The sequence below is a fragment of the Xenorhabdus sp. Sc-CR9 genome (assembly GCF_963897815.1).
GTDB lineage: Bacteria > Pseudomonadota > Gammaproteobacteria > Enterobacterales > Enterobacteriaceae > Xenorhabdus.
Window position 1 is genome coordinate 1 of sequence record NZ_CAWQTY010000055.1, and the last position, 21,913, is coordinate 21,913.

General features: G+C 51.7%; 27 protein-coding genes. 26 read left to right on the forward strand and 1 reads right to left on the reverse strand.

Annotation, left to right across the window (positions count from 1 at the left end; translation table 11 throughout):
• From AACQ81_RS02805 to AACQ81_RS02930, 26 genes are all read left to right on the forward strand, one after another.
• Positions 1-668, forward strand: a 668-nt coding sequence (locus AACQ81_RS02805) for a BRO family protein (protein WP_336885670.1), incomplete at its 5' end; no start/stop codon positions are given.
• Positions 665-886, forward strand: a complete 222-nt coding sequence (locus AACQ81_RS02810; RefSeq protein ID WP_237386212.1) for a hypothetical protein — start codon at positions 665-667, stop codon at positions 884-886. The genes AACQ81_RS02805 and AACQ81_RS02810, both read left to right, overlap by 4 nt.
• 192 nt (positions 887-1,078) lie before the next feature.
• The gene (locus tag AACQ81_RS02815; RefSeq protein ID WP_237386213.1) at positions 1,079-1,534 is read left to right on the forward strand and encodes a terminase small subunit-like protein; all 456 of its coding nucleotides are present in this window, start codon (positions 1,079-1,081) and stop codon (positions 1,532-1,534) included.
• A 198-nt stretch (positions 1,535-1,732) separates the two neighbouring features.
• The gene (gene terL / locus AACQ81_RS02820; protein WP_237386214.1) at positions 1,733-3,133 is read left to right on the forward strand and encodes a phage terminase large subunit; all 1,401 of its coding nucleotides are present in this window, start codon (positions 1,733-1,735) and stop codon (positions 3,131-3,133) included.
• A gap of 5 nt (positions 3,134-3,138) precedes the next feature.
• The gene (locus tag AACQ81_RS02825; RefSeq protein WP_237386215.1) at positions 3,139-4,641 is read left to right on the forward strand and encodes a phage portal protein; all 1,503 of its coding nucleotides are present in this window, start codon (positions 3,139-3,141) and stop codon (positions 4,639-4,641) included.
• 22 nt (positions 4,642-4,663) lie between these two features.
• A complete protein-coding gene (locus AACQ81_RS02830; RefSeq protein WP_336885671.1) occupies positions 4,664-5,377 on the forward strand; it encodes a phage head morphogenesis protein in 714 nt (237 codons plus the stop codon).
• Position 5,378: 1 nt separating this feature from the next.
• Positions 5,379-6,650, forward strand: coding sequence for a DUF2213 domain-containing protein (locus AACQ81_RS02835; RefSeq protein ID WP_237386217.1), 1,272 nt, complete (start codon positions 5,379-5,381; stop codon positions 6,648-6,650).
• Positions 6,650-7,141, forward strand: coding sequence for a structural cement protein Gp24 (locus AACQ81_RS02840; RefSeq protein ID WP_237386218.1), 492 nt, complete (start codon positions 6,650-6,652; stop codon positions 7,139-7,141). Before AACQ81_RS02835 ends, AACQ81_RS02840 begins: the two co-directional genes overlap by 1 nt.
• Before the next feature lies 1 nt (position 7,142).
• Positions 7,143-8,210: a major capsid family protein gene (locus AACQ81_RS02845; protein ID WP_237386219.1), complete on the forward strand. Its 1,068-nt coding sequence runs from the start codon at positions 7,143-7,145 to the stop codon at positions 8,208-8,210.
• A gap of 53 nt (positions 8,211-8,263) precedes the next feature.
• Positions 8,264-8,614 (forward strand): hypothetical protein, encoded by a 351-nt coding sequence (locus AACQ81_RS02850; protein ID WP_237386220.1) that lies wholly within the window; start codon positions 8,264-8,266, stop codon positions 8,612-8,614.
• Entirely contained in the window at positions 8,614-9,051 is a 438-nt protein-coding gene (locus AACQ81_RS02855) for a DUF4054 domain-containing protein (RefSeq protein WP_237386221.1), read from the forward strand. The genes AACQ81_RS02850 and AACQ81_RS02855 overlap by 1 nt, the downstream gene beginning before the upstream one ends.
• On the forward strand, positions 9,048-9,509 hold the full coding sequence (locus AACQ81_RS02860; protein ID WP_237386222.1) for a hypothetical protein: 462 nt from the start codon (positions 9,048-9,050) through the stop codon (positions 9,507-9,509). Before AACQ81_RS02855 ends, AACQ81_RS02860 begins: the two co-directional genes overlap by 4 nt.
• On the forward strand, positions 9,509-9,877 hold the full coding sequence (locus AACQ81_RS02865; RefSeq protein WP_237386223.1) for a phage collar protein: 369 nt from the start codon (positions 9,509-9,511) through the stop codon (positions 9,875-9,877). Before AACQ81_RS02860 ends, AACQ81_RS02865 begins: the two co-directional genes overlap by 1 nt.
• Entirely contained in the window at positions 9,867-10,379 is a 513-nt protein-coding gene (locus AACQ81_RS02870; RefSeq protein ID WP_237386224.1) for a phage gateway protein, read from the forward strand. Before AACQ81_RS02865 ends, AACQ81_RS02870 begins: the two co-directional genes overlap by 11 nt.
• Positions 10,380-10,396: 17 nt before the next feature.
• On the forward strand, positions 10,397-11,884 hold the full coding sequence (locus AACQ81_RS02875) for a DUF3383 domain-containing protein (RefSeq protein ID WP_237386225.1): 1,488 nt from the start codon (positions 10,397-10,399) through the stop codon (positions 11,882-11,884).
• 10 nt (positions 11,885-11,894) lie between these two features.
• Entirely contained in the window at positions 11,895-12,347 is a 453-nt protein-coding gene (locus AACQ81_RS02880; protein ID WP_237386226.1) for a phage tail fiber protein, read from the forward strand.
• Between the two features lie 45 nt (positions 12,348-12,392).
• A complete protein-coding gene (locus tag AACQ81_RS02885; protein WP_237386227.1) occupies positions 12,393-12,851 on the forward strand; it encodes a hypothetical protein in 459 nt (152 codons plus the stop codon).
• Between the two features lie 83 nt (positions 12,852-12,934).
• Positions 12,935-15,067 carry a hypothetical protein gene (locus AACQ81_RS02890; RefSeq protein WP_237386228.1) on the forward strand — a complete coding sequence of 711 codons (2,133 nt, stop codon included), beginning with the start codon at positions 12,935-12,937 and terminating at the stop codon, positions 15,065-15,067.
• Positions 15,064-15,591 (forward strand): phage baseplate protein, encoded by a 528-nt coding sequence (locus AACQ81_RS02895; RefSeq protein ID WP_237386229.1) that lies wholly within the window; start codon positions 15,064-15,066, stop codon positions 15,589-15,591. Before AACQ81_RS02890 ends, AACQ81_RS02895 begins: the two co-directional genes overlap by 4 nt.
• A complete protein-coding gene (locus AACQ81_RS02900) occupies positions 15,588-15,911 on the forward strand; it encodes a phage baseplate plug family protein (protein WP_443089529.1) in 324 nt (107 codons plus the stop codon). Before AACQ81_RS02895 ends, AACQ81_RS02900 begins: the two co-directional genes overlap by 4 nt.
• Complete coding sequence (locus AACQ81_RS02905) at positions 15,877-16,692, forward strand: baseplate hub protein (protein ID WP_237386230.1); 816 nt, start codon at positions 15,877-15,879, stop codon at positions 16,690-16,692. Before AACQ81_RS02900 ends, AACQ81_RS02905 begins: the two co-directional genes overlap by 35 nt.
• Before the next feature lie 3 nt (positions 16,693-16,695).
• Positions 16,696-17,388 carry a Gp138 family membrane-puncturing spike protein gene (locus AACQ81_RS02910; RefSeq protein WP_237386231.1) on the forward strand — a complete coding sequence of 231 codons (693 nt, stop codon included), beginning with the start codon at positions 16,696-16,698 and terminating at the stop codon, positions 17,386-17,388.
• Positions 17,385-17,729, forward strand: coding sequence for a hypothetical protein (locus AACQ81_RS02915; protein ID WP_237386232.1), 345 nt, complete (start codon positions 17,385-17,387; stop codon positions 17,727-17,729). The genes AACQ81_RS02910 and AACQ81_RS02915 overlap by 4 nt, the downstream gene beginning before the upstream one ends.
• On the forward strand, positions 17,722-18,909 hold the full coding sequence (locus AACQ81_RS02920) for a baseplate J/gp47 family protein (RefSeq protein ID WP_237386233.1): 1,188 nt from the start codon (positions 17,722-17,724) through the stop codon (positions 18,907-18,909). Before AACQ81_RS02915 ends, AACQ81_RS02920 begins: the two co-directional genes overlap by 8 nt.
• Entirely contained in the window at positions 18,906-19,559 is a 654-nt protein-coding gene (locus AACQ81_RS02925; RefSeq protein WP_237386234.1) for a DUF2612 domain-containing protein, read from the forward strand. The genes AACQ81_RS02920 and AACQ81_RS02925 overlap by 4 nt, the downstream gene beginning before the upstream one ends.
• Before the next feature lie 3 nt (positions 19,560-19,562).
• Positions 19,563-20,828 (forward strand): phage baseplate protein, encoded by a 1,266-nt coding sequence (locus AACQ81_RS02930; RefSeq protein WP_237386235.1) that lies wholly within the window; start codon positions 19,563-19,565, stop codon positions 20,826-20,828.
• Between the two features lie 22 nt (positions 20,829-20,850).
• On the opposite strand, the gene AACQ81_RS02935 is transcribed toward AACQ81_RS02930, so the two are convergent.
• Positions 20,851-21,594, reverse strand: coding sequence for a glycosyltransferase family 25 protein (locus AACQ81_RS02935; protein ID WP_237386236.1), 744 nt, complete (start codon positions 21,592-21,594; stop codon positions 20,851-20,853).
• Between the last annotated feature and the right edge of the window lie 319 nt (positions 21,595-21,913).

Here is a 21,913-nt window from a genome sequence, read left to right on the forward strand (position 1 = left end):
TGAGGAATCAGCTAGAACTGATGCTACTCGATGGGCTGATTTCCTATTGCGGCAAAGGTTCATTACCTAAGTTAAGGATAAGCATCGTGACTACAGCATTAACTTTTAAAGAGCACGAAATCGTTCCGTTTGATAACGGCGACAGCAAGATTTGGTTTACGGGTAAACAGATGGCTGAGCTTCTGGAGTATGCTCGTGAAGATTCAGTTTCAAGGATTTATGATCGGAACAAAGATGAGTTTTCACCGGATATGACCACGGTCGTCAATTTGACGGTCAGCGGTGAAATCAATGGGTTACAGCATAAAGCAGTCAGGATTTATTCACTGCGTGGTGCTCACCTTGTAGGAATGCTCTCGAAAACCAAAGTCGCTAAAGCTCTTCGCAAATGGTTACTCGATCTGGCAGAGAAAGAGCATAAACCACAGGATTTAGCCCTGATGGATATGGAGAGTCTAAAAGAGCTGACTATTGGTGAGATGCAAAATCGTTTGGTGTCTGCCAATAAGTGGTCATATGAAAACTTTGGTCAGAAAGGCAGTGATTTAATGAACCTGCGTAAACGTCATCTTAAGAAAATCCGCAAGGCAGAAAAGGCCATCCTTGAATTATCACAGCTTACATTACCCGGCTTTGATGATTTTTCCGATGAAGGCGAACCCGCATGAACAATGAACAATTTATCGCGAAGAACGTACAGGCCGAGTTAACCAAGCTCGGCTTTTCTTCATCTATTGCAGGAATGGCGAGTGATAGAGCCGTAGAACACTATCACCGCTCGGGGTCAGCCAGCAGGAAAGGCAAGGCGTTTGATGATTGTCTGAATGTTGCCAAGGCATGGGCCAGTAAGTATTCAACAGAAAAGCCGAAGAGCAAGAGGGCTTGATGCAATTGCTCCGCAATTGTATCAGAGAGAACAGAACGAAAATTAAACGGAATACAAAATTCTCCAAAGCATCCTTTCGCGGGTGCTTGACAGAGGTTTGTATAAGTTTTGGGCTTCGGTGGTATCGCCCCGATAGGGGGTTATATAAATCGAACCAGTTGTTTGTTCTGAATCCAATTAAGGAGATAAGCAATGGCACAAAAGAAAACCGGTCGCCCCTCTGATTATTTACCGGAGGTGGCTGACGATATTTGTGCATTGCTCGCCGAAGGTGAAAGTTTAAGGAGTATTTGCCAGCGTCCGGGGATGCCCGCCAAGGCTACTGTGTTCAGATGGCTAAGGGAGCATGACAGCTTTCGAGACCAATACGCGCACGCGCGTGAGGTTCAGGCAGAAACGCTAATCGAAGAAACACTTGAGATTGCTGACGATTGCATCGCTGATCCGGCGGAGGTCGCTAAAGCAAAATTACGGGTCGATACTCGCAAATGGTTCATCACAAAAGTTGCACCGAAGAAATACGGCGAACTGGTGAAGCAGGAGATTGATCATAAGTCCAGCGATGGCACTATGTCCCCGAACAATATCGACCTCAGCCACCTGAGTTTTGAGCAATTGCAGGCACTGAGAAAAAAGCGGGAAAAGTAGTCCTATTTAACATAATGGCGGTTAGGCGAACACCCGGCTTTCAACTCAGGCAAATTTGCTATCCAAACGGGGAAAAGTCGCCATCTACTTACTTAATTCAGGGGTTTTATTTGTTACTCATTTGTTAACGAAAACGCGAAAATCATTTCATGGTGATTTTGGTGCGAACGGCTCATTTCTCTCACTTTTGGTGCTGACATGGATATTGATAATGCAATGCTGGATGACGCTATTGAGAGGGAGATTGCCCGACGCAGTTTGCACGAGTTCATTCAGTACATAAACCCTGAATACATTACCAGTGATTTCTCTCGGCAGGTTTGTGCGGCGCTGGACGAGTTTCTCATTGATATGATGGCGGGTGAGCGTCCGATCCTGATATTGGGTGCGCCCCCTCAGCATGGGAAATCGGATATTGTCTCGCGTTACCTGCCTGCGTATTTCTTCGGAAGGTATCCAGACAAACGTGTCGCTGGCCTGTCTTATGGTAAAGACCTTGCCTCAGACATGAACCGTGATGTTCAGCGTATCATGATGAGTGATGAGTACCGCAACCTATTCCCAGCATCATCGCTCAACCCGAAACGAGTTGTAACTATTGAGACGATGGCAAAGCGCAACAGTGACACGTTCGAAATTGTAGGTAATAAAGGCTCCTATATTGCGGCGGGTGTCGGTGGGCCATTAACGGGTAAAAAGGTTGATTTGGGTATTATTGATGACCCCATCAAGAACTCAAAAGAGGCATTGAGTCCGACGACCAAGAATGCCATTTGGAACTGGTATGTTTCTACCTTTAAAACCCGCTTGTCGAAAAACAGTGGAGAGATCATTATGGCCACCCGTTGGGCAACCGATGATCTCTCCGGCAAAGTAATTGAAATCACCCCCAAAGCTAAGGTGCTCGCCTTTCCTGCCATTAACGAACACGGTGGGGCACTCGTTCCCGAACTGCACCCGATAGACAAGTTGTTAGAAACGAAAGTCATTCTGGGTGATTACTTCTGGTCAGCCATGTATCAGCAGTCACCGAAACCCTCCGGTGGGACGATTTTCAAAGAGGACTGGATTAACTACTACCTGCCGAAAGATCTGCCTGAGAAGTTCGACAAGGTTATCCATAGCTGGGATATGACCTTCAAGGACAGTGAAGGCACGGACTATGTGGTCGGTCAGGTCTGGGGCAAAAAAGGTGCTAATGCCTACCTGTTACATCAGGTTCGGGCACGCATGAGCTTCACTGCTACCCTGAAAGCGGTTAAAAAGATGGCAGGTGATTTTCCCGAAGGCCGCCGTAAGCTGGTGGAAGATAAAGCCAACGGAACAGCGGTTATTGATACCCTCAAAAGCACGGTATCCGGCTTGATTCCCGTTGAGCCAGACGGCAGTAAGGTCGCCCGTGCCCACGCAGTGACCGCAGAGTGGGAAGCAGGAAATATCTTCTTGCCCCACAAAGACATTACCCCGTGGGTGACGCAGTTCGTGGAAGAAATCACCGCCTTCCCTGTGGGCGCGCATGATGATGTGGTGGACGCCATGACACAGGCACTGCGCGACCTGTACCAGAAGAAAGGGAGTTTCTTTACAACCAAGAGGTAATTTTTATGTGGCCGTTCTCAAAACGAAAGCCCGCCGCACTCCCCATTAAAAAATCAGCATTTTCAACAGACCTCTATCCGCGACTGGCAAAAGAGCGCGGTTTTAAGGGGCTGGACTTACCCCAGCCCACGATGGCAGGCGTAGCGATGGATTCCATTGATGGCACTATCCCGTCATTCAAAACCGGCAGCGTTTACGGCGTTCCCGAAGCACAAGCGGCGTGGTATGCCAATCAGATGTTTATCAGCAACAACATGTGTGCGGTGATCGCCAAGCACTGGCTGGTGGACAAAGCCTGTAACATGCCTGCCCGCGATGCCATCCGGCAGGGGTATGAAATCGACTGTGAAGACAGCGATGTTATCGACCAGTTGAAAAAGCAGGATAAAAAATACCGACTCCATCAGGCCATGAAAGAGTTGATACACTTCGGGCGCGTGTACGGTGGGCGTATTGCGTTATTTGTTATCGAGACGTCCAACCCCAAGGACTTCTACGAAAATCCGTTTAACCCCGATGGCATTGCGCGAGGCTCGTATAAGGGCATTAAGCAGATTGATCCCCAGTGGGTGACACCGGAACTCACCGCCGATAACGTGCAAGATCCGGCGTCGCTGAACTTTTATGAGCCGACTTACTACCAGATAGGCGGGCGGCGTTATCACAAGTCGCACCTGATCAAGTTCGTGCCGTTCCCTGTGCCGAATGTGCTTAAGCCGACTTATAACTATTTCGGCGTGTCGGTGCCTGAGCGCGTCTACGAACGGGTTTATGCCTCAGAGCGTACCGCCAATGAAGCTCCCCAACTGGCGATGACCAAGCGATTATTGACCATTGGTATGAATGATGCTGTAAACGCCGATAAAAACGTGATCGCGGAAAACATCGATTACTTTACTGCAATGCGCGATAACTACGGCGTTCAGGTCACCGGCAGTCAGGATACGGTTCAACAGTTCGATACCTCACTGGCGGATTTGGACGCGACCATCATGACGCAATATCAGTTGGTGGCGGCGGCGGCGAACGTGCCTGCCACTAAGTTGCTGGGAACGACACCCAAAGGCTTTAATGCCACCGGCGAATACGAAGAGGCCAGCTATCGCGAGGAACTGGAAAGTATCCAGGCTAATGACTTGGAAGATCTGTTACAGCGGCATTATGACATTTTGCTGCGCAGTGAGGGATTGCCGGTGGTGGATATCAGCATTTCATGGCAGCCACTGGATAGCCCGACGGCGGCGGAGTATGCCGAGATTGAGCTGAAAGACTCCCAGACCGCGGTTAACTACGCCAACGTGGGCGCGATTGATGGTCAGGATATCCGCCAAAAGCTGGCGGCGGATAAGGAATCCAGTTACTTCGGTTTAGAGATTAATGAGGATGAGTATGGCGAAGAAAATCCGCCTGAAATCGAAGCGGGAGCGCTGGGCAGTACAGCGACAGGCGGTCATGAAGGGCCAGCCGCTGCATTATCCGGCAGCCTCAGCCGACCGTTACCAGCGTGATTTGTCACGATTAATCAAACGGATGCTTAAGGATTACGAACAGGCATTAACCCAATTACAGGACGACTTCGAACCCGTGGCGACGGATGCCAGTATTGCCAGCCAGACCCGTATCTGGCTGAACCGGCTGAAACGTCGCTGGGACAGCATCTTTAACAAACAGGCCAATCGAATGGCTGATAAGTTTGTGAGTCAGGTCGATTTGAACACCCAGCGCAATCTGGAGGATTCCCTTAAGCAACTCTCCGGCGGACTGACCATCAAAACCCCTACGATGCCGGAGGCGATGAAAGACCGGATCACAGCAGCCACGGCGGAAAACGTCGCCCTGATTAAATCCATCCCTGAACAGTTCCACTTTCGTATTGAAGGGGCGGCGCTGCGCTCTATTAGTCAGGCGGGGGAAGGTTCGAAAACCTTGCTGGAGGAAATCCGGCACATTGGCGGCGTAACCGAAAAACGGGCGCAGTTTATTGCGGTAGACCAGACCCGCAAAATTACCACCGCCGCTAACTATGAGCGCATGAAGTCGGCGGGTATCCGTAAGGCCGTCTGGCATCACTCCGGCGGCAGTGCTGAACCCCGTCAGTTGCATCAGAAACTGGACGGCCAGATTTTCGATCTGGATAACCCGCCGATTATTGATGAACGGACAGGCCAGCGCGGTTTGCCCGGCGAATTGCCGAACTGCAAATGTTTCTGGACGCCGGTTGTGGATTTTGGAGAGAACGCATGACATGAGTAAACGAACCTATGACCTGAACGGCTGGCTGGAAGTGAAAGACAACCCCATTTCAAAAGTGGGGGTTTTTGATTATCTGGGGGCAGAAATTGGCGCGCCGAACCCTGACCAGTTGTATCGGGTACTCCGCCCACAAGCAGAACTGGAGAGCGAGGCCACCCTGAACTCGTTCAGACTGATGCCGTTTGTGGATGAACACGAAATGCTGGGCAGAGACGGCACACCCGCCGAGAAGAAAGGCATTGAGGGCGTGATCGGAGAAAACGTCTACTTCGATTACCCCTACCTCAAGGGTAATATCAAAATTTTATCCAATGCCGCCCTGAACCAGATTCAGAATGGCAAGATTGAGCTGTCACCGGGCTATCGCTGCCGTTATGAATTCACCTCCGGCCTGTTTGAGGGCGAACATTATGACGCTATCCAGCGGGATATCCGGGCGAATCACCTTGCACTGGTTGATGAGGGGCGAACAGGCCCCGATGTTGCCGTGCAGGATCACGTTATTACTATCGATACGAGGGAGTTAGTCACTATGGCTACCGAAGAGCAAGACAAGAAAGAGAACACCACTGACAACGGCTTTACACCGGAGCAACTCGAACAGTTACAGGCCTTGATTGCTGCGGCTGTCGCAGGTCAGGCACCGGCGAAAGATGAAGACCCCGATAAAAAAGAAGTCAGCGACGAAGATCCTGAACAAAAGCAGACGGATTCGGACGAAGAGAAAAAAGCCGAAGATGCGGTAGAAGAAGCCGAAACTGCCGCCGAAGCGGCCGAAACGGGTGAACCGGCCGCGGTGGAAAATGCCGAGATTGCGATTGAAGCGGCAGAGCAGGCGATCGAAGAAGTCAAAGAACATCTTGACCAAGCCACCACAGACAGCCTGAACCGTCGCGTTAAACGTCTGCGCCGGGGCATTCAGGCAATGGATGATATTGCCTTGCTGAAACGCAAAATGAACCGGCTGGAAAAAGCCAAGCCCACTCTGGACACGGGCGAGATGATTAAGCAACTGGCGGGTCGTGATGAACTGGCGCACAAGCTGATACCGTTTGTCGGGGTATTTGACCACAGCACCATGACCAAGAAGGGCGTGGCGGAATACGGCATAAAACAGCTCGGTATTCCCTGCCAGAAAGGGCAGGAAACCATTGCGCTGGATGCGTGGATGCACGGTCGTGTCCCCGATTCACAAAAACCCACCACGGCAATGGATGCAACAATCACCCAGCAATCGATTAAAGACAAGTGGAGTAAACAATAATGGCAATACCTAAGAGTATTCTCAACGGACTGGTTAGCGGCGTGGTCGGGGAAACCTCCCATTCTGGCCCCATCCGCGCAACCAGTGCCGTACTGTCCTCCCGGGATGAAACCAAGAACCTGTTCGGGCTGGCCTACACCTACCGCGATTTCAATGTTGAGTCGGTGCGGGTGGGCGGCAATGGCCCGTTTGCCGGGATCATGATTAACCCGAAAGCGTACCGTATTGGTGAGCTGTATGCACGTAACGGCACCACCGGCGAATTTCTGACGATGGGCGAAGTCAATGTGGTATTAGAAACCGGCATCTCGCGTATCAATGCCCCTATCATCTTTGATACCGACGGTAAATTACACGCCAAAGAAACCCCAGCCACCGGAGATCGGGTTATCGGCTTTGTGTCCCGTCATCTGGAGTCAGCCGAAAGCCCGCATCTGTGTGCTATTCGTCTGACTGAAATTCCATACCCAACCGCAGCAAAAGGAGAATAACATGGCGGTCAGTCAAGAGAAGTTTTATCTGTCAGGCAGAGAGATCCGCGCGAATGGCCCGTTGAATGTGACGGCTGACCAGAAGTGGACGTATGGCGAGCTGGCGCAAATCGGTTTTGGTGGGTTACATGCAATGGATTCGGCCTTAACCGGGCCAGCCGCCGCGGGGGGCTTTATCCAGCGCCATATGTTGCAGCATGTGTTGCCGGGACTTATCCGCACCGCGACCCGTATCCGCATTCTGGATGAAATCACGGGGGTGATGACGGCGGGAGAATGGCACCACGAAGAGATTATTCTCAATGTGTCCACACCTGTGGCGAAAGCCGAGCTGTACGGGGATCACACCAATATTCCGTTTGCCAGCTATGAAAACGATATTGAAAATCGCGGTATCGTGCGTTATGAGCAGGGTTTCAGGGTTGGCAAGCTGGAAGAAGCCCGCCAGAGTGCGGCCGGGTTTGAGTCAGCCGCCGAAAAACGCCATGCCGCCACTGAATCACTGGAAATGTCCCGTGAACGTACCGGTTACTTTGGTTTTAACAGTGCAGAAACACGGGTATTTGGTTTGCTCAATGATCCGAACCTGCCCGCCTATGAGACGGCCAAGAAGAAATGGCCGGCGGCGACCTTTGCCGAGATCACCGCCGACATTACCGCCATGTTCTCCCGGATTGAATTGTCATCGGGTGGACGCATCAAGGATGATACCGCGATTACGCAAGTGTTGCCGCTGGGGTATCGCTCAGTGCTGAATATTGCCAATCCGGTGGCGCGGGGGGAAACGGTGATGCAGTGGGTCAAAGAGAACTACCCGAACCTGCGATTTGTGTTTTCGCCAGAGTTCCGCGAAGCCAACGGCGGCGCGAACATTACCTACCTGTTCGCGGACAGCGTAGACGATGGCTCGACGGCAACCAATGCCACTCTGTTACAGGTGGTTCCGGTCAAATATCAGCTGCTCGGCTCGGAAAATGGCATCAAAGGCTATCTGGAAGATGCCACCAATGCCACGGCCGGTATTTTTGTGACCCGTCCATGGGCGATCACCCGCCTGACCGGTATTTGAATGGCGGCCCTCGTAAGGGGGCACGCTGTTTTTCAATTCAAGAGGAGTCTTTCATGTCCCAATCCCTCTATGTCTATTGCACCCTGTCCAACGACCAGAATTACGCGGTACGTGACGGGACAGTATTTATTCACGGTCAGGCCAATATCATGACCAAGGCCATGCATACCCCGCGCGGGCGGGTGACCGAAGTCAGTGCGGAACAGTACGCGCAACTGAAAGACAATCATGTTTTCCAGTTACACAAGGAAAATGGCTTTATCACGGTAGAGAGCCGTAAAGCTGATCCGGAAAAAGTGGCGTCCGATATGGAAGCCAGCGACCAGTCAGCGCCGGATACGCCGGAATCACTGGAAGCCGAAGGTAAGGACACACCGATAGCCAATAAAGGTAAGGGCAAATAATGACAACGGATACTTTCCCCCTGAAAGCGTTTCGGGTGTTGTATCCGCAGTTTGAATCCGCACCCGATGATGAAGTTTTTATTATTGCTGACTCTGCCCGTCACTACTTCTCGCCCTGCCGGAGAGTCTGTACCGATGAACTGTGGAGGCTGGTGGTGGCCCACATGCTGCAACTGCGGGCGCTTATCGCACAGGGTGAATCGCCTACGGGCGTCGTGACGGCTGCCACCATGGGCAGTGTTAACGTTTCGTTTACGGCACCGCCGGTGGGGTCGAACACGTCGCACTGGTTTAATCTTACGCCTTTTGGTCAGCAGTATCTGGCGTTGCTCAATCGCTGTGGCCGTGCGCCGTTCTATGTCGGCGGCGGTGGCGAGCGTTCAGCATTTCGCAGCGTGGGCGGGCGTTTTCCCAATCACGGGAGGGTATTGCGATGAACCCGAAACTGGCGCATTTGAAACAGGTGTATGACGAACTGGCTCGCAAGCAACTGAAAGTCGGTTTTTTTGAGAATGCCAAATACCCCGATGGCACCCCGATCGCTTACGTAGCCGCCATTCAGGAACTGGGCTACCCCGAAGGCGGCATTCCGCCCCGTCCCTTTATGCGTCCGGCGATGAGCGAGAATCAGGCCAAGTACGGTAATTTACTGTCACGTGCAGCTCAGGCGGCCATTAAGGGTGATATCTCGGTATCTGACGGGCTGGTACAGGTCGGCAGTGTCGCCGCCGGAGATATCAAGCGGGCTATTCAGGCGGTTGCTACCCCGCCGCTGAAAGACAGCACGGTCGCAGCCAGAGCGGGACGTCACAGCAAGGGCAAAGCGACGAATAAGCCGCTGGTGGATACCGGACAGATGCTACAGGCAGTGACATTCGCTGTGGAGGACAAATAATGTTTGGCAATTTACACCGGATAGCCTCGCGCTATATCCCGCAACAGACGGCGAGCTGGTATCGATTTAAGGCGCGTCAAGTAAACGATCTGGGGCAATGGGAGAATGTTTACCATGAACCTGTCACTGTTCGCGGAAGCTGGCAGGCGGTGGATACGCAGGATGTGCAGGAAATGGGGCTGGATACGGCGAAAGTCTACCGTAAGCTCTATACCTCCCATGATATCAGTAACATTCAACGGGGGGCGGCACCCGATTATCTGGTGTTTGCCGGGCGCCGCTATGATGTTATGGGGGATGCCGACTGGTACGCACAAGACGGCTGGAAATCAGTGATCTGCATCGAGGCCGGTGACCATGACGGATAACGAGGTCTATATTGCCATTCGCGCACAACTGCTAAAACAGTTAAATGAGGCCGGGATCGCTGTTCCGGTGGTGGCGGGCTTCCAGTCCACCAAGCAGGGGCGGGAAGACAGCTTTGTGATGTTCTTTCCCATTGAGGAAGCCGCACAGGGCTGGCAGGGGCGAAATTATCACGTTGTCGGGCGCGACGCCAATCACCGCGAAACCCAGTGGGTGGAGAAAACGCTACAGGTACAGGGGGTCGGCACGGTTCAGGCATTGACCGCCAATGATATCACCGCGACGGTACGCATGATGGTTAACTCGCTGCCTTTTGTGGAAGCGCTGCGCAAACAGCATATTGGTGTCCAGCGCGCCGGCAACCTGCGCACCCCGTTTTTTATTAACGATCAGGGTAACTATGAAATGTCACCCTCCTTTGATGTGAAAATCACCCATTCACGCGAAATCAAACCTAACACAGCCGCCGTTAACGCGCTGTATCCCGATATTTACCGAATCTAAACTCATAAGGTTTCGTTATGCCCATTAAACAAACCCGATATGTCGATATCGCCAGTGCGGTGATCGGCGCATCCAGCGTACCCATGCGTAAACTCACGGGTCGGCTTTTTTCGACTCATCCCAAAATTCCGGCGGGCAAGGTACTGGAATTTTCCAGCGGTCAGGTTGATGAACTGCTGGGTGCTGGCTCGCTGGAAGCCAAGTTCGCACGTCAGTATTTCAGTTACGTCAGCCCCGCGCCGGTGAGCAAGCCGAAAGAATTGCAGATTGCTGCGTATGAGCCGATAGGCCGTGCACCGGCTGTCTATGGGGCTAAAGCGGCCCCGTTGGAAGAACTTAAGACGCTGGTGGACGGCACCATCACCGTGACCATCGGCGGGATGATGAAGGTGTTCAGTGACATTGACTTGTCCAAAGTCACCTCTTACGCCGATGTCGGCTCCGCCGTACAAGCTAAGCTGAACGCCGAGAAAACGCCCCAGTTCGCCAATGCCTATATCACCTTTAATGCGATGGACAGCGCCTTTGTCTTGACTGGCGGTGTGCAGGAAAAAGCGGACATCGATGTGATTTACTCCGTGCTGGCGGAGGCGATGGGGCTGTCTTCCGGTCAACGCTCCTTCGGCAATGCGGCACAATCCCCTTTGGATGCTTTTATGGCGGCGGAAAAAGTATCTGACTCCTTCGGCAGCGCTACGTTCCTCACGGAACTGGCCTTACCGCAGGCGGCAGAGCTGGCGCAATACATCGCCGGGGAAAATGTCAAATATCAGCTACATTTGACTGTCACTGCTGAAAAAGCGGAGGACTGGAGCGCGGCATTGATGGGGACGGCTTCAACAGGGCTGAACCTAAAAACCGACGATGACCACTTTGTACAGGCGTTACCCATGGCGATCATGGCAGCGACCGATTACGACCGCACTAACGCCACCACTAACTATATGTACCGTCAGTTTGGGGTGACATTCCCGTCACAAATCCGTACCGATTTGGATGCCAATAAGCTGGATAAGCTGCGAGTGAACTATTACGGCGAAACGGCGGTGGCGGGGTCGCAAATCCGTTTCTACCAGCGCGGCTTTTTGTGCGGCGGAGCGTCTAATCCGCTGGATATGAGCGTCCATGCCAATGAGCAGTGGCTGAAATCCTATATCACCCAACAATGGTTCTCTCTGATGATGGCGACGCGCGGTATCCCGGCCAATAAAGACGGGGAAGCCCGTGCGCTGGCCGTCATTGCGGGAGCGGTGACCAAGGCGCTCAATAACGGCACGATTTTACCCGGCAAAACCTTAACCGAAGTGCAGAAAATCGCCATAGCGGATGCCTCCGGTGATGATTTGGCGTGGCACGACGTGCAGGACAAAGGCTACTGGTATAACACCCAGATTGTGGAGAACACGGGCGTCTCCGATTTACCCGAATATGTGATGAAGTACATATTAATTTACGGCAAGGGCGACTGGGTGCGCAAGGTCGAAGGCGCTCACAACTTGGTATAAGGAACAGAGAATGAATGATGTATCAGCCACGGGCCTGAGTCTGGTTATTCAGGCCACCAAAACCTTTCCGTCGGGCATTCAGATCACCCAGTTTGCTGACGATGCCGACCCGCTGGACTTACCCGCGGTCGATATTGCGCAAACGGGGATGGATATCAACGGTAATCTGGTGGCCTGGTCAGCTCCGACCCCACAAGCCGTCACTATCAATGTACTGGCGGGCAGCGAAGAAGATGAAAACTTGTCGATATTGCTGGAGGCCAATACCGCTAAGCGGGGACGCCGGCATGCAGGGGACATTATTACGATAGTCGCCTCATATGGCGATGGTTCTACTACCACCGCCCGTAACGGCAAGATCACCAACGGCAGCCGGGGCAATTCGGCCGCCAGTGCCGGACGGCTCAAAAGCAAACAGTACACCTTTGTCTTTCAGGACTTCGACCGCACGCGGGCGCGTTAATCGCTTTTTCTGGCGGGGTTTCCCGCCTTTTTTACTGAGGTTGCCATGTTAATCAAGCCGAAAGAAATTATCGTCACGGATGCAGACCGTGAAGAGCATACGTTTATTATCAGCCGCCTGCCTGCCACGGTCGGGCGGGAGATTCTGGCGAAATACCCGCTGTCCAATGCACCAAAGATTGGCGACTACGACATCAGCCATGAAGCGATGCTGAAAATGCTGCGCTATGTGGCCGTTGAACGGGACGGACAGGAGATCCTACTCAAAACCCAGACCCTGATTGATAACCATGTTCCCGACGGCGAAGCCCTGATCCGTCTGGAACTCGAAATGCTGCGGTACAACACCAGTTTTTTCGGGGGCGACGGGAGCCGCGGTTTCCTCCAATTCCTGCTGGACAAAATCAAAGGTTCACTCCCGTCGATTATCCAAACGCTGATGGCTTCTTTGCCGTCATCGTCAGCGCAGGATATGCCACCCTCACGGAACTCAAAACGTCAATAGATTTAGAAGAGGCGTTTGATCTGTGGGAAATCGCCATTACTAACCGTTATAACGAAGCGCTGGCGGCTTCAAAGGAGCGATAAATGTCCCTGATGGATACGTTTGTCCAGATATTTGAATTTGATACCCGTCAGGCCGATGATGCTTTTGATCGTTTCCGACGTTCAACCGATGACATCATTGCCGATATGCGACGCGCACAGGAAGCCGCGGAAGCGGGGGCGGGTGGCTTCGGTACTTTTGTACAGGAACTGGCCGCTTCATTACAGGCGGTCTCCGGTGGCGAGTCATTTGACATTGACGTCAACATCAGTGATACCAACGAAAAACTGTCATCGGTACGTACGCGTATCAGTGAACTGGAGGGCGCTATTTCAGCCCTTGATAGTCAGCGCGAACAGGCCAGCCAGGGCATGCAGAACAGCGGTGAGACCCTGGCGCAACTCAATACCCAATATGGACAATTGCAGGGGGAATTGGCCGCCCTCAATGGCGAACTGACCACGCTGACAGAGGCTGAGAAAAAGAATGCCAAGGCCAAGGAGTCCGTTGAGGCCATTGTTGAATCGCTACAGGCAGACTACAACAAATTCATCGAAACCATGCGTACCAAAGGTGTTCAGGCCGCCATTGATGAAGCCAAGGCGCAAAGCCATTTACAACGGATGTTGACGGAAACGGAAGGTAAATACAAAGCCGCAGGGGAATCGGTCGCCGGTTTCGCCACCAAGGCGCTGGGCGCCGTCGGCATTGTGATGAGCATTGGCGCAATTTTTTCGGATGCGGTATCACGTTCGCAGGAAATTGAAGCCCTCGATAAACTGGGTCAGAAAATTGGGATGGCGACCGCCGATGTGGATGCGTTCGGCGGCGCACTGGCTGAGCTGGGCGGTTCGCGTGAAGCGGCACAGTCTGATTTAGAAGCGATGGCGAAATCATTCGGTCACACCACGAATGCCATGGAAAAAATCCTCGCCACCGCCGATAAAGTGAAGGGGATGAAATTCGACAAAGCCAAAGCCACGCTTGCCGGGCTGGGGGTGTCCGATGAGAAAACCGTTGAACTGATGATGAAAGGGCGCAAGGAACTGGCGCGCACCCTGACGGTTCAGAAAGAGTACGCTGGCATCACCAAAGAGAGCATTGAGAAGTCCATCAAATTCAATGCGGCGATGAACAAATTTCGGCAGTCTTCCGGCTTGCTGAAAAACAGCTTTCTGGAGATGGTGATCCCCGTCCTTGTCAAAGGCATGGAATGGCTGTCGACGTTTATCGATTTCTGCAAGGCCAACAAGCACCTGATTATCGGTTTCTTTCTGGCGGTGGGTATTGCGGTGGCGGCTTACTATGTTCCCCCGATGTTAGCCGCCGCCGCTGCAACACTGGCGGCCACGTGGCCCATTCTGGCCATTGTTGCCATCATTGCATTGCTGGCGGCCGCGTTCGCTCTTGTTTACGACGACATCATGAATTTTATCGCCGGCAATGATTCGATGATCGGACGCCTGCTTGATAAGTACCCGATGCTGAAGAAAGTCATCATGATCTTGTGGGAAGCGTGGCAGTTGTTGTTTGGCTATCTCAAAAGTGCGGTGAAGTTCGTCGCGGATTTGGTGGTCGATGCATTCAATTACATGGACAAGAAGCTGAGTGCGTTCTTTAAATGGCTGCTTGAACAGATTGCCCCTTTGATTGTCTGGGGCAGCCAGTTCAGCGGCGTGTTTGATACCGTTTCTGATGCCGTGGTCGGTGCATTCAAATGGATGTGGGATCAGGTCAAGACAGTGATTGGCTGGATTAGTGATGGATTGGATGCCGTTTCGACAGGTATCAGTACCGTGAAAGGCTGGTTTGGTTTTGGCGATGACAAGAAAGTCGAAGTGGTGAAACGGTCTGTCAATGAAGACGGTCAGATTGCCACAGCTATCCCGCCGCCTGATAACCGCGAACAGGCCGAGAAAAACGCGTTCCGTACCGATATGGAAAAATTAAATCAGCAGCTTGCCGCCGCCTCAAAGGATCCCCTGAACCCGATGACCAGTCAGGCCATCAGTAACCAGTCACACCAGACCAATGAAAACAATATCCAGATAGGAGAAGTGAACGTCAATACACAAGCCACGGATGCGCAGGGGGTGGCAAAAGATATCAATGGGGCACTGGCGAACCAGATGCAGAACTTGGGCCAGCAAACCGCTACGGGAGTTGCCAAATGATCACCGAAGTGAAAATTTTTAATGTCAATACCTTTGCCACGTTGTTTGAGAGTGCCAGCCCGGTACAGGTCAGCGTGCGGGATGAGCATAAAGTCACAAAATTTCAGGTCGAGAACGGGGAAACCCGCAGCGATCATATTGTGGTGGCAGCGGTCGAGATTGGCATGGAGTTGCTGCTCACCGGTGAACTGAAAAACAGCTTTTCGGCCATGCAACAGGCGTATGACACTCATCAGTTAGTGGGTATCCAGACGCGGGTTAAAACCTACCAGCCGATGATACTGGTGAACTTCTTTCATGATGAAGTGCCGGAAATGGCGGACGCGGTCAAGCTGTCCCTGCGGTTCAGCGAGTGGCGCACGGTCGAGCCGGAATATGGCGAACTGCCGCCGCGCCGGGTGGCGAAAAAAACGCAGTCAGGCACGGTCAACCGGGGCAATGTCCAGACCAAAGACGTGGCAGGTCAGAAAAAATCGGTGGCGGTGAAAATTCTGGACGGCGATCCCCTGTTCGGAGGTAAATGATGCGCGAAATTCCCTTGCGGGCCATCCCCAACCAGCGGCTGGCGGTGACCCTTGACGGCGTGAACTGGGTCATTACCCTGAAAGCCGCCCGTCACACCATGCTGTGCGATATCCAGCGTGACGAAGTGTCCCTGATCCAAGGCGCGCGGCTGGTGGCGAATGCCAGCCTGATCCCTTACGCCTATTTGAGTCCGGCAGGCAACTTTGCTTTGCTCACGGAAAACCACGAATTGCCGTGGTGGGAGAAGTTCGAATCCACCCAAACCCTGATTTACTGGAGTGATGATGATAGACCTAAGACGGATCCGGCTGGGAATTGAAGTCGGCGGGCGGCTCAACTGGTACGAAGGGATGCGCATCTCGGCTTCCGGCACCAAGTACGCCAATCCCCTGCAAAATGAGTGCTCGGTCAATATCGACGGCCTGAGCAGCGATACCCGCAATTTTCTCCTGACCCAAACCAGCCCTTACACCAAAAGCAAGCAACCCCGGCGTCTGATACTGGAAGCCGGTCGGCTCAATACGGGGTTATTCCGGGTGTTTGTCGGCGATATCGTCAGTGCGGAAATTGCGTCCCCGCCCGATGTGACCCTGACCCTGAAAGCCAAAACGGGGAACAGCCACGCGGGTACGATTGTTTCCTCATCCGGGGGTGCGATGAAGAAGTTGTCTGAGATTGCGCAGGGCATTGCCGACGACTGTAAAGTGAAGCTGGATTTTCAGGCTACGGATAAAAACATTGCCAACTGGTATTACTGCGGCGCGGCATTGTCCCAAATTGCACGGTTGCAGGAGTCCGGTCATGTCAAAGCCTTTATTGACGATGAGGTGTTGTATGTCAAAGACAGCCACCAGCCCCTCAAAAACCGCCTGCGTATTCTGACCATGAAAACCGGCATGGTGGGCATTCCCAAAGCCACCGAAAAGGGGCTGGATGTCAGTTTTCTGATTGACGGTGAATCTTTTCTCGGCGGGATGCTGCGCCTTGACAGCAAACTGAATAAATCCCTGAACGGCGATTATATTATCGAACAGCTTAAATTCGATATCGCCTCCCATGATGATGCTTTTTTCTATACGGCAACCTGTAAGCGAGCGTAAACCATGAATCAACCGAATAGCGATATCGCGAGCGAAGGCAGCCTCGCGGGGCAGTTTATGGCGGCCTTTCGTAACCTGATGCTGAATGTGGAGGACATGCTGCCTGCCACGGTCGTGAGTTATGACGACCAGACCAACCGAGCCGTGATTAAGCCGCTGGTGATGATGGCCACCACGGAAGGACAAACGGTCTCCCGTGCGCCCGTGTATAACATTCCGGTCTTTCGTTTTGGCGGTGGCGGCTTCTTTGTGCGCGTGCCGCTGAAACCCGGTGATGTTGGCTGGCTGAAAGCCAATGACCGCGATATCAGCCTGATATTCCAGCGCGGCGGGCAGGAAGACCAGCCCAACACTGCCCGGCTGCATTCGTTCAGCGACGCGATGTTTTTCCCTGACACGATTAAGAGCTGGGCGATTGACGGCAACAACTTGAATGCACTGGTCATTCAGTCAATGGACGGTTCGGTGTGCCTGTCTCTGCACAGCGATAAAGCGGTATTGGATACGCCTAGGTTTGAAGTCAACGCGCCGGAAACGCTGTTTACGGGCAATGTCACCATCAACGGCAATCACGCGGTCAACGGTAACAGTGACTCTTACGGCGGCACGATGCGCCATAACGGACGCAATATCGGCGATACCCATCAGCACAGCGGTGTACAGACTGGTAATGGCAACACAGGAGCACCACTATGATCACCTTTGCCGTGGATGAGAACAACGACCTGATGCTGGGGGATGACGGCAATCTGGCCGTGGTGCGTGATGCACACGCCGTTGAAAACCTGTGCCTCCACTATGCCCGCGCCTTACGGGGGGAAATGCTGCACAAGGTGGATAAGGGCATTCCTTACTGGAAAACCACGTTCGGGCGTCACGCGGATATTCCGATGTTCGAAGCGGCGTTCCGTGAACGCATACACGAAGTGGCCGGGGTGGAGGAAATTGTTTCCTTTCAGGCAGAGATTGCGGAGAACGAATTATATTACCGTGCCGTGATCCGCTCAATTTACGGGAGTTTTACCCTCAATGGCTGATTATCACTACATTACCCGGCAGGGCGTCATTGTGCCGGATACCGCCGCGCTGCGCGAGGATGTCGAGGATGATTTTCACGCCGCGTTCGGTCAGGACATTGATCTGTCACCGGAGACCCCGCAAGGCGTACTGGTGACGATGGAGACCGAGAACCGTGACGCGATGGTGCGTAATAATGCCGAACTCGCCAACCAGATTAACCCGGATATCGCCGGTGGTATCTTTTTAGATGCGATCTGGGCGCTGATGGGGGGCAGCCGGTTTGCGGCCACCCGCTCCTACCTCGCCAATGTTGCTTTTGGTGGTGTGCCGGAGACGATTATCCCCCAAGGGGCGCAGGCCGAATCGGTGACCGGTGCCCTGTTTGAAACCCTCAGCACCCTGATTATCGGCAAGGACGGCAAAACCACCGGCGATATGCGGGCGGTCAGGCCGGGTGCGATTGAATGCAAGGCCGGGCACCTTGAACGGGTCGCCAGTTCGGTGTTGGGCTGGGAGACGGTCAATAATCCGGCTCATGCCGTGGTCGGGCGGGAAGCGGAATCCGATATCAGTGCCCGGCGTCGGCGCAAGCAGACACTGGCAAAAAATACCGTCAGCGTGGGGGAGGCGATCACCTCGTCCCTGTTTGAGCTGGAGGGGGTAAACTCCCTGTCGTTCCGGGAAAATTATGCGCCCCAGATTATCACGGTCGATGGTATCAAACTGTTGCCGCACAGTGTCTATGTCTGCGTGGAAGGCGGCGACCGCGAAGAAATCGCCCGGGCGTTATTGCGCACCAAAACCATTGGCGCGGCCTATAACGGGCAGGAAGTGGTGAACGTCATAGAACGGGTCAGCGGGCAGGAGTACGAGATCCGCTTTGACCGCCCGTCTGAGCAGGTTATTTTTTGTCGGGTAACGGTGAAAAAATCCACTATTGACGCCCAGAGCCTGATCCCCTCTGCCGTGGAACAGTGGGTACGGGGGGAAATTGACGGCGATAACGGGCTGGTGGTCGGACGTGAAGTCTCCCCGTTTGAAATTGCCGCCGCCATCAATGCCATTGAACCGCGCCTGTTTATTACCAATGTTGAACTGTCATCCGATGGCAAAGCGTGGGGAGTGGGGGTTATCCCCATCAAAATGAATGAAGTGGCGCGGCTGCATCGTGGCTCGGTACAGGTGGTGATCACATGAAGATACAGACACTGGATTTTCATTCTGACCTGCTACGGGCAATATTGTGGCAGTACGAAAACGCGCCAAAGCTGAACACACTGGCGACCCGCAAAGCCGCCTACTTTGAGCAAAGTAACGTGGCGTTTTGGCGTAACTGGTATCACGATGTCTTCAATATTGATACCGCCAATGACTTCGGGCTGGCGGTCTGGGCGCGCATTCTCGATGTATCGCTGGGCATTGATGTTTCCCCCAGTGATAAAACTAAAATTGGGATTGGGTTCGGCAAAAAACGCAACTTCGCGGGAAATTTCCGGCGCAACGCGGATTACACCCTGATGCTCACGGCGGAACAAAAACGCCTCATCATTCGTATGCGTTATTTCAACCTGACGCAAAGCCCGACCGTCACCAATATCAATCTCTTTTTAGAGCGCTTCTTCTGGCGTAATGAGAGCAAAGTCTTTGTGCTTGACCCGCTCGACATGACCTATATGTATTACGTCTTCAACTTCAACCCGGATGAAAACTTGCGGGTGTTGCTGGAGAACTTTGACCTGATGCCCCGTCCCTCTGGCGTCGGCGTGAAATACCGCATTGTCACCAAAAAAGCCTTTGGCTTCGGCCGCAAACACACCAACTACTTAAGCAGTAACTTCGGAGCATAAAGCATGACCAAAACATTCAAAACCCCCTTCGCGGCGCAAGGGGACAGGGTTTCTATTCCCAATGAAGTCCAGCCAGACGGCTCGGTTTCCTACACACAGGGCTACGGCTACGATTACGAACGTGACCAGAACACCGATCCGGCTGCGAAAGATATCGAACGGGAAAAGATGAACGGCATGTTCCACGATATCACGGAAGCCGTCGGAGAAATGCAGGTGTACGGCGCGGCACAGTGGACAACGGAAGCCCAGCCTTACCCTGTACGCGCGGTGGTGTACCACAAACAAAAACTCTGGCAATCACGGATAGAAAATAATAAGGAAGAGCCGAAAACCGGCAATGCGTGGGTGGAACTGAAAGCAGATCTGACCGCGGATGATGTGGGGGCGTATGACAAGGAAGAGGCGAATCAAAAGTTTCAGCCGCTGGGAAACTATACCCCTGCGGGCTACAGTTATGGCAAGGAGGAGTCCGATAACCGTTTTCAGCCGAAAGGGAACTACCAGAGCGCTGGGAACTATGCACTGAGAGGGGATAGTTACACCAGAGGGGAAAGTGATGGCAAATACCAACCGAGGGGGAATTATCAACCAAAAGGGGATTATGCGACAAATGCCATTGTGAATGGGAAACTGGATAAATCTGCGATTGCGCAGAACACCGGACAAAATGCCTCTCTGGTCATGAGTCAAAAAGCGGTCACTGACGCATTAGCCAGAGCTGTTTCTATTGACCTATTGTATCCTGTCGGGATTGTTTTGTGGTTTGCACAGAATAAAAATCCAAATAATTTATTTCCGAGAACATCATGGAAATATATTGGTGAAAATAGAACTATTCGATTAGCTGCGGCTAATGGTTCGAATTTGTTATCAACTGGGGGGAGTGATACGAAATGGCTATCAGTTAATCAATTGCCGAAGCATGGCCATACTTTTAGTGCAAATACAAGTAATACTGGTGGGCATAGTCATAACAGAGGCAGCATGAATATTACTGGATACCTACCGAGTGTTATTAGTCATGGGAACGATATTTTTGGTGGGGCATTTGCTAGAAATGGTCAAAGTCAACCGGGAGTGGAATACACTGATAAATGGAAAGAACGGACTACATTTGATGCATCCCGAACTTGGACAGGAAATACATCATGGAATGGTGATCATACTCATAGTATTAATGGCACGACATCAGAAACGGGTAGCGGCAACGGAGTTGATGTTGTCAACTCCTATATTATGCTAATGGGTTGGTATCGAACAGCATAATTAGGAAGACCTTAGTTACTTACTAAGGTCTGATTTTCTTCATCCAAGATCGAATGGAAATTCGCCATAGAGCCAATTTTATTTGGGTGATAATTGCACGCTTCCGATTGCTTTTGTCTAAGTCTGTTAGGGCGTGTTTTCTTTTCCCGATCGAAGAATTTGAAGAGAAAAGGGAGGAATGATGAATTACTGGAGGGACGATCCCTTTTAATTTAATGATACCCCGTTCTCTAAACAACTTCCATTCATCGGCAGCAAATCTAACAGGCCGTAGATATTGATATAGTTTTTTAGCTGCGGTTAAGTTCAATACATACCCAAATGTACCAGCTGAATCAATTACATTGACAATATCGTAGTTATCAATTAACGGTTCTTTGAATGAGTTAAAATACTCATTGGTTTTATTCAATAAAAAAACATATGGATTTGAACTAAAAGATTGAGAGTCTTTATCTAAATGAGATAATACTGATACTAAACTATTATCAAAAATTACATCATCTTCTAATATGAGGGCAATAGGTATATTTTTATCTATCATATCTTTATATATACTAATATGGCTCATTGAGCACCCAACTTCACCAAGAGTCAGAGATATTTTATCAAAATCAGGGCATGCCTTGTGGAGTTGCTCATTGGTAAGCCCTTTTCCATATACTGCATTGATAAATTCAGCATTCAGATTTACCTTTTGTAACTGATCTTGTATTGATTTTCTTCTATCGTTATCTTTTTCAAGGTTAATAACAAAAATTTTCATCTTTTCCCCTTCCTGAGTGCTGTAATTCATATTAATTAACTTTACTTAATATGTGATCGATGCTTTCTTAATCTGTGATACGCGCACGTAATTACATAATTAACTGTTTTTGAATGGGATTATTGTTGAATGGAATTAACGCGAGGTTGCAACCACTGCATCACTGGTGGGGTGGGTGGATTAGATTCTTGATATCCTGTAAATGCTGACATCAGATCGCTAAACCATTTCTATCACGTTTTCATCTTGTTTTAGTGTGAAGCTCTATTATAGATAGAAAAATCACATTGGAATAACTGTGTCAAAACTGTGACACAAA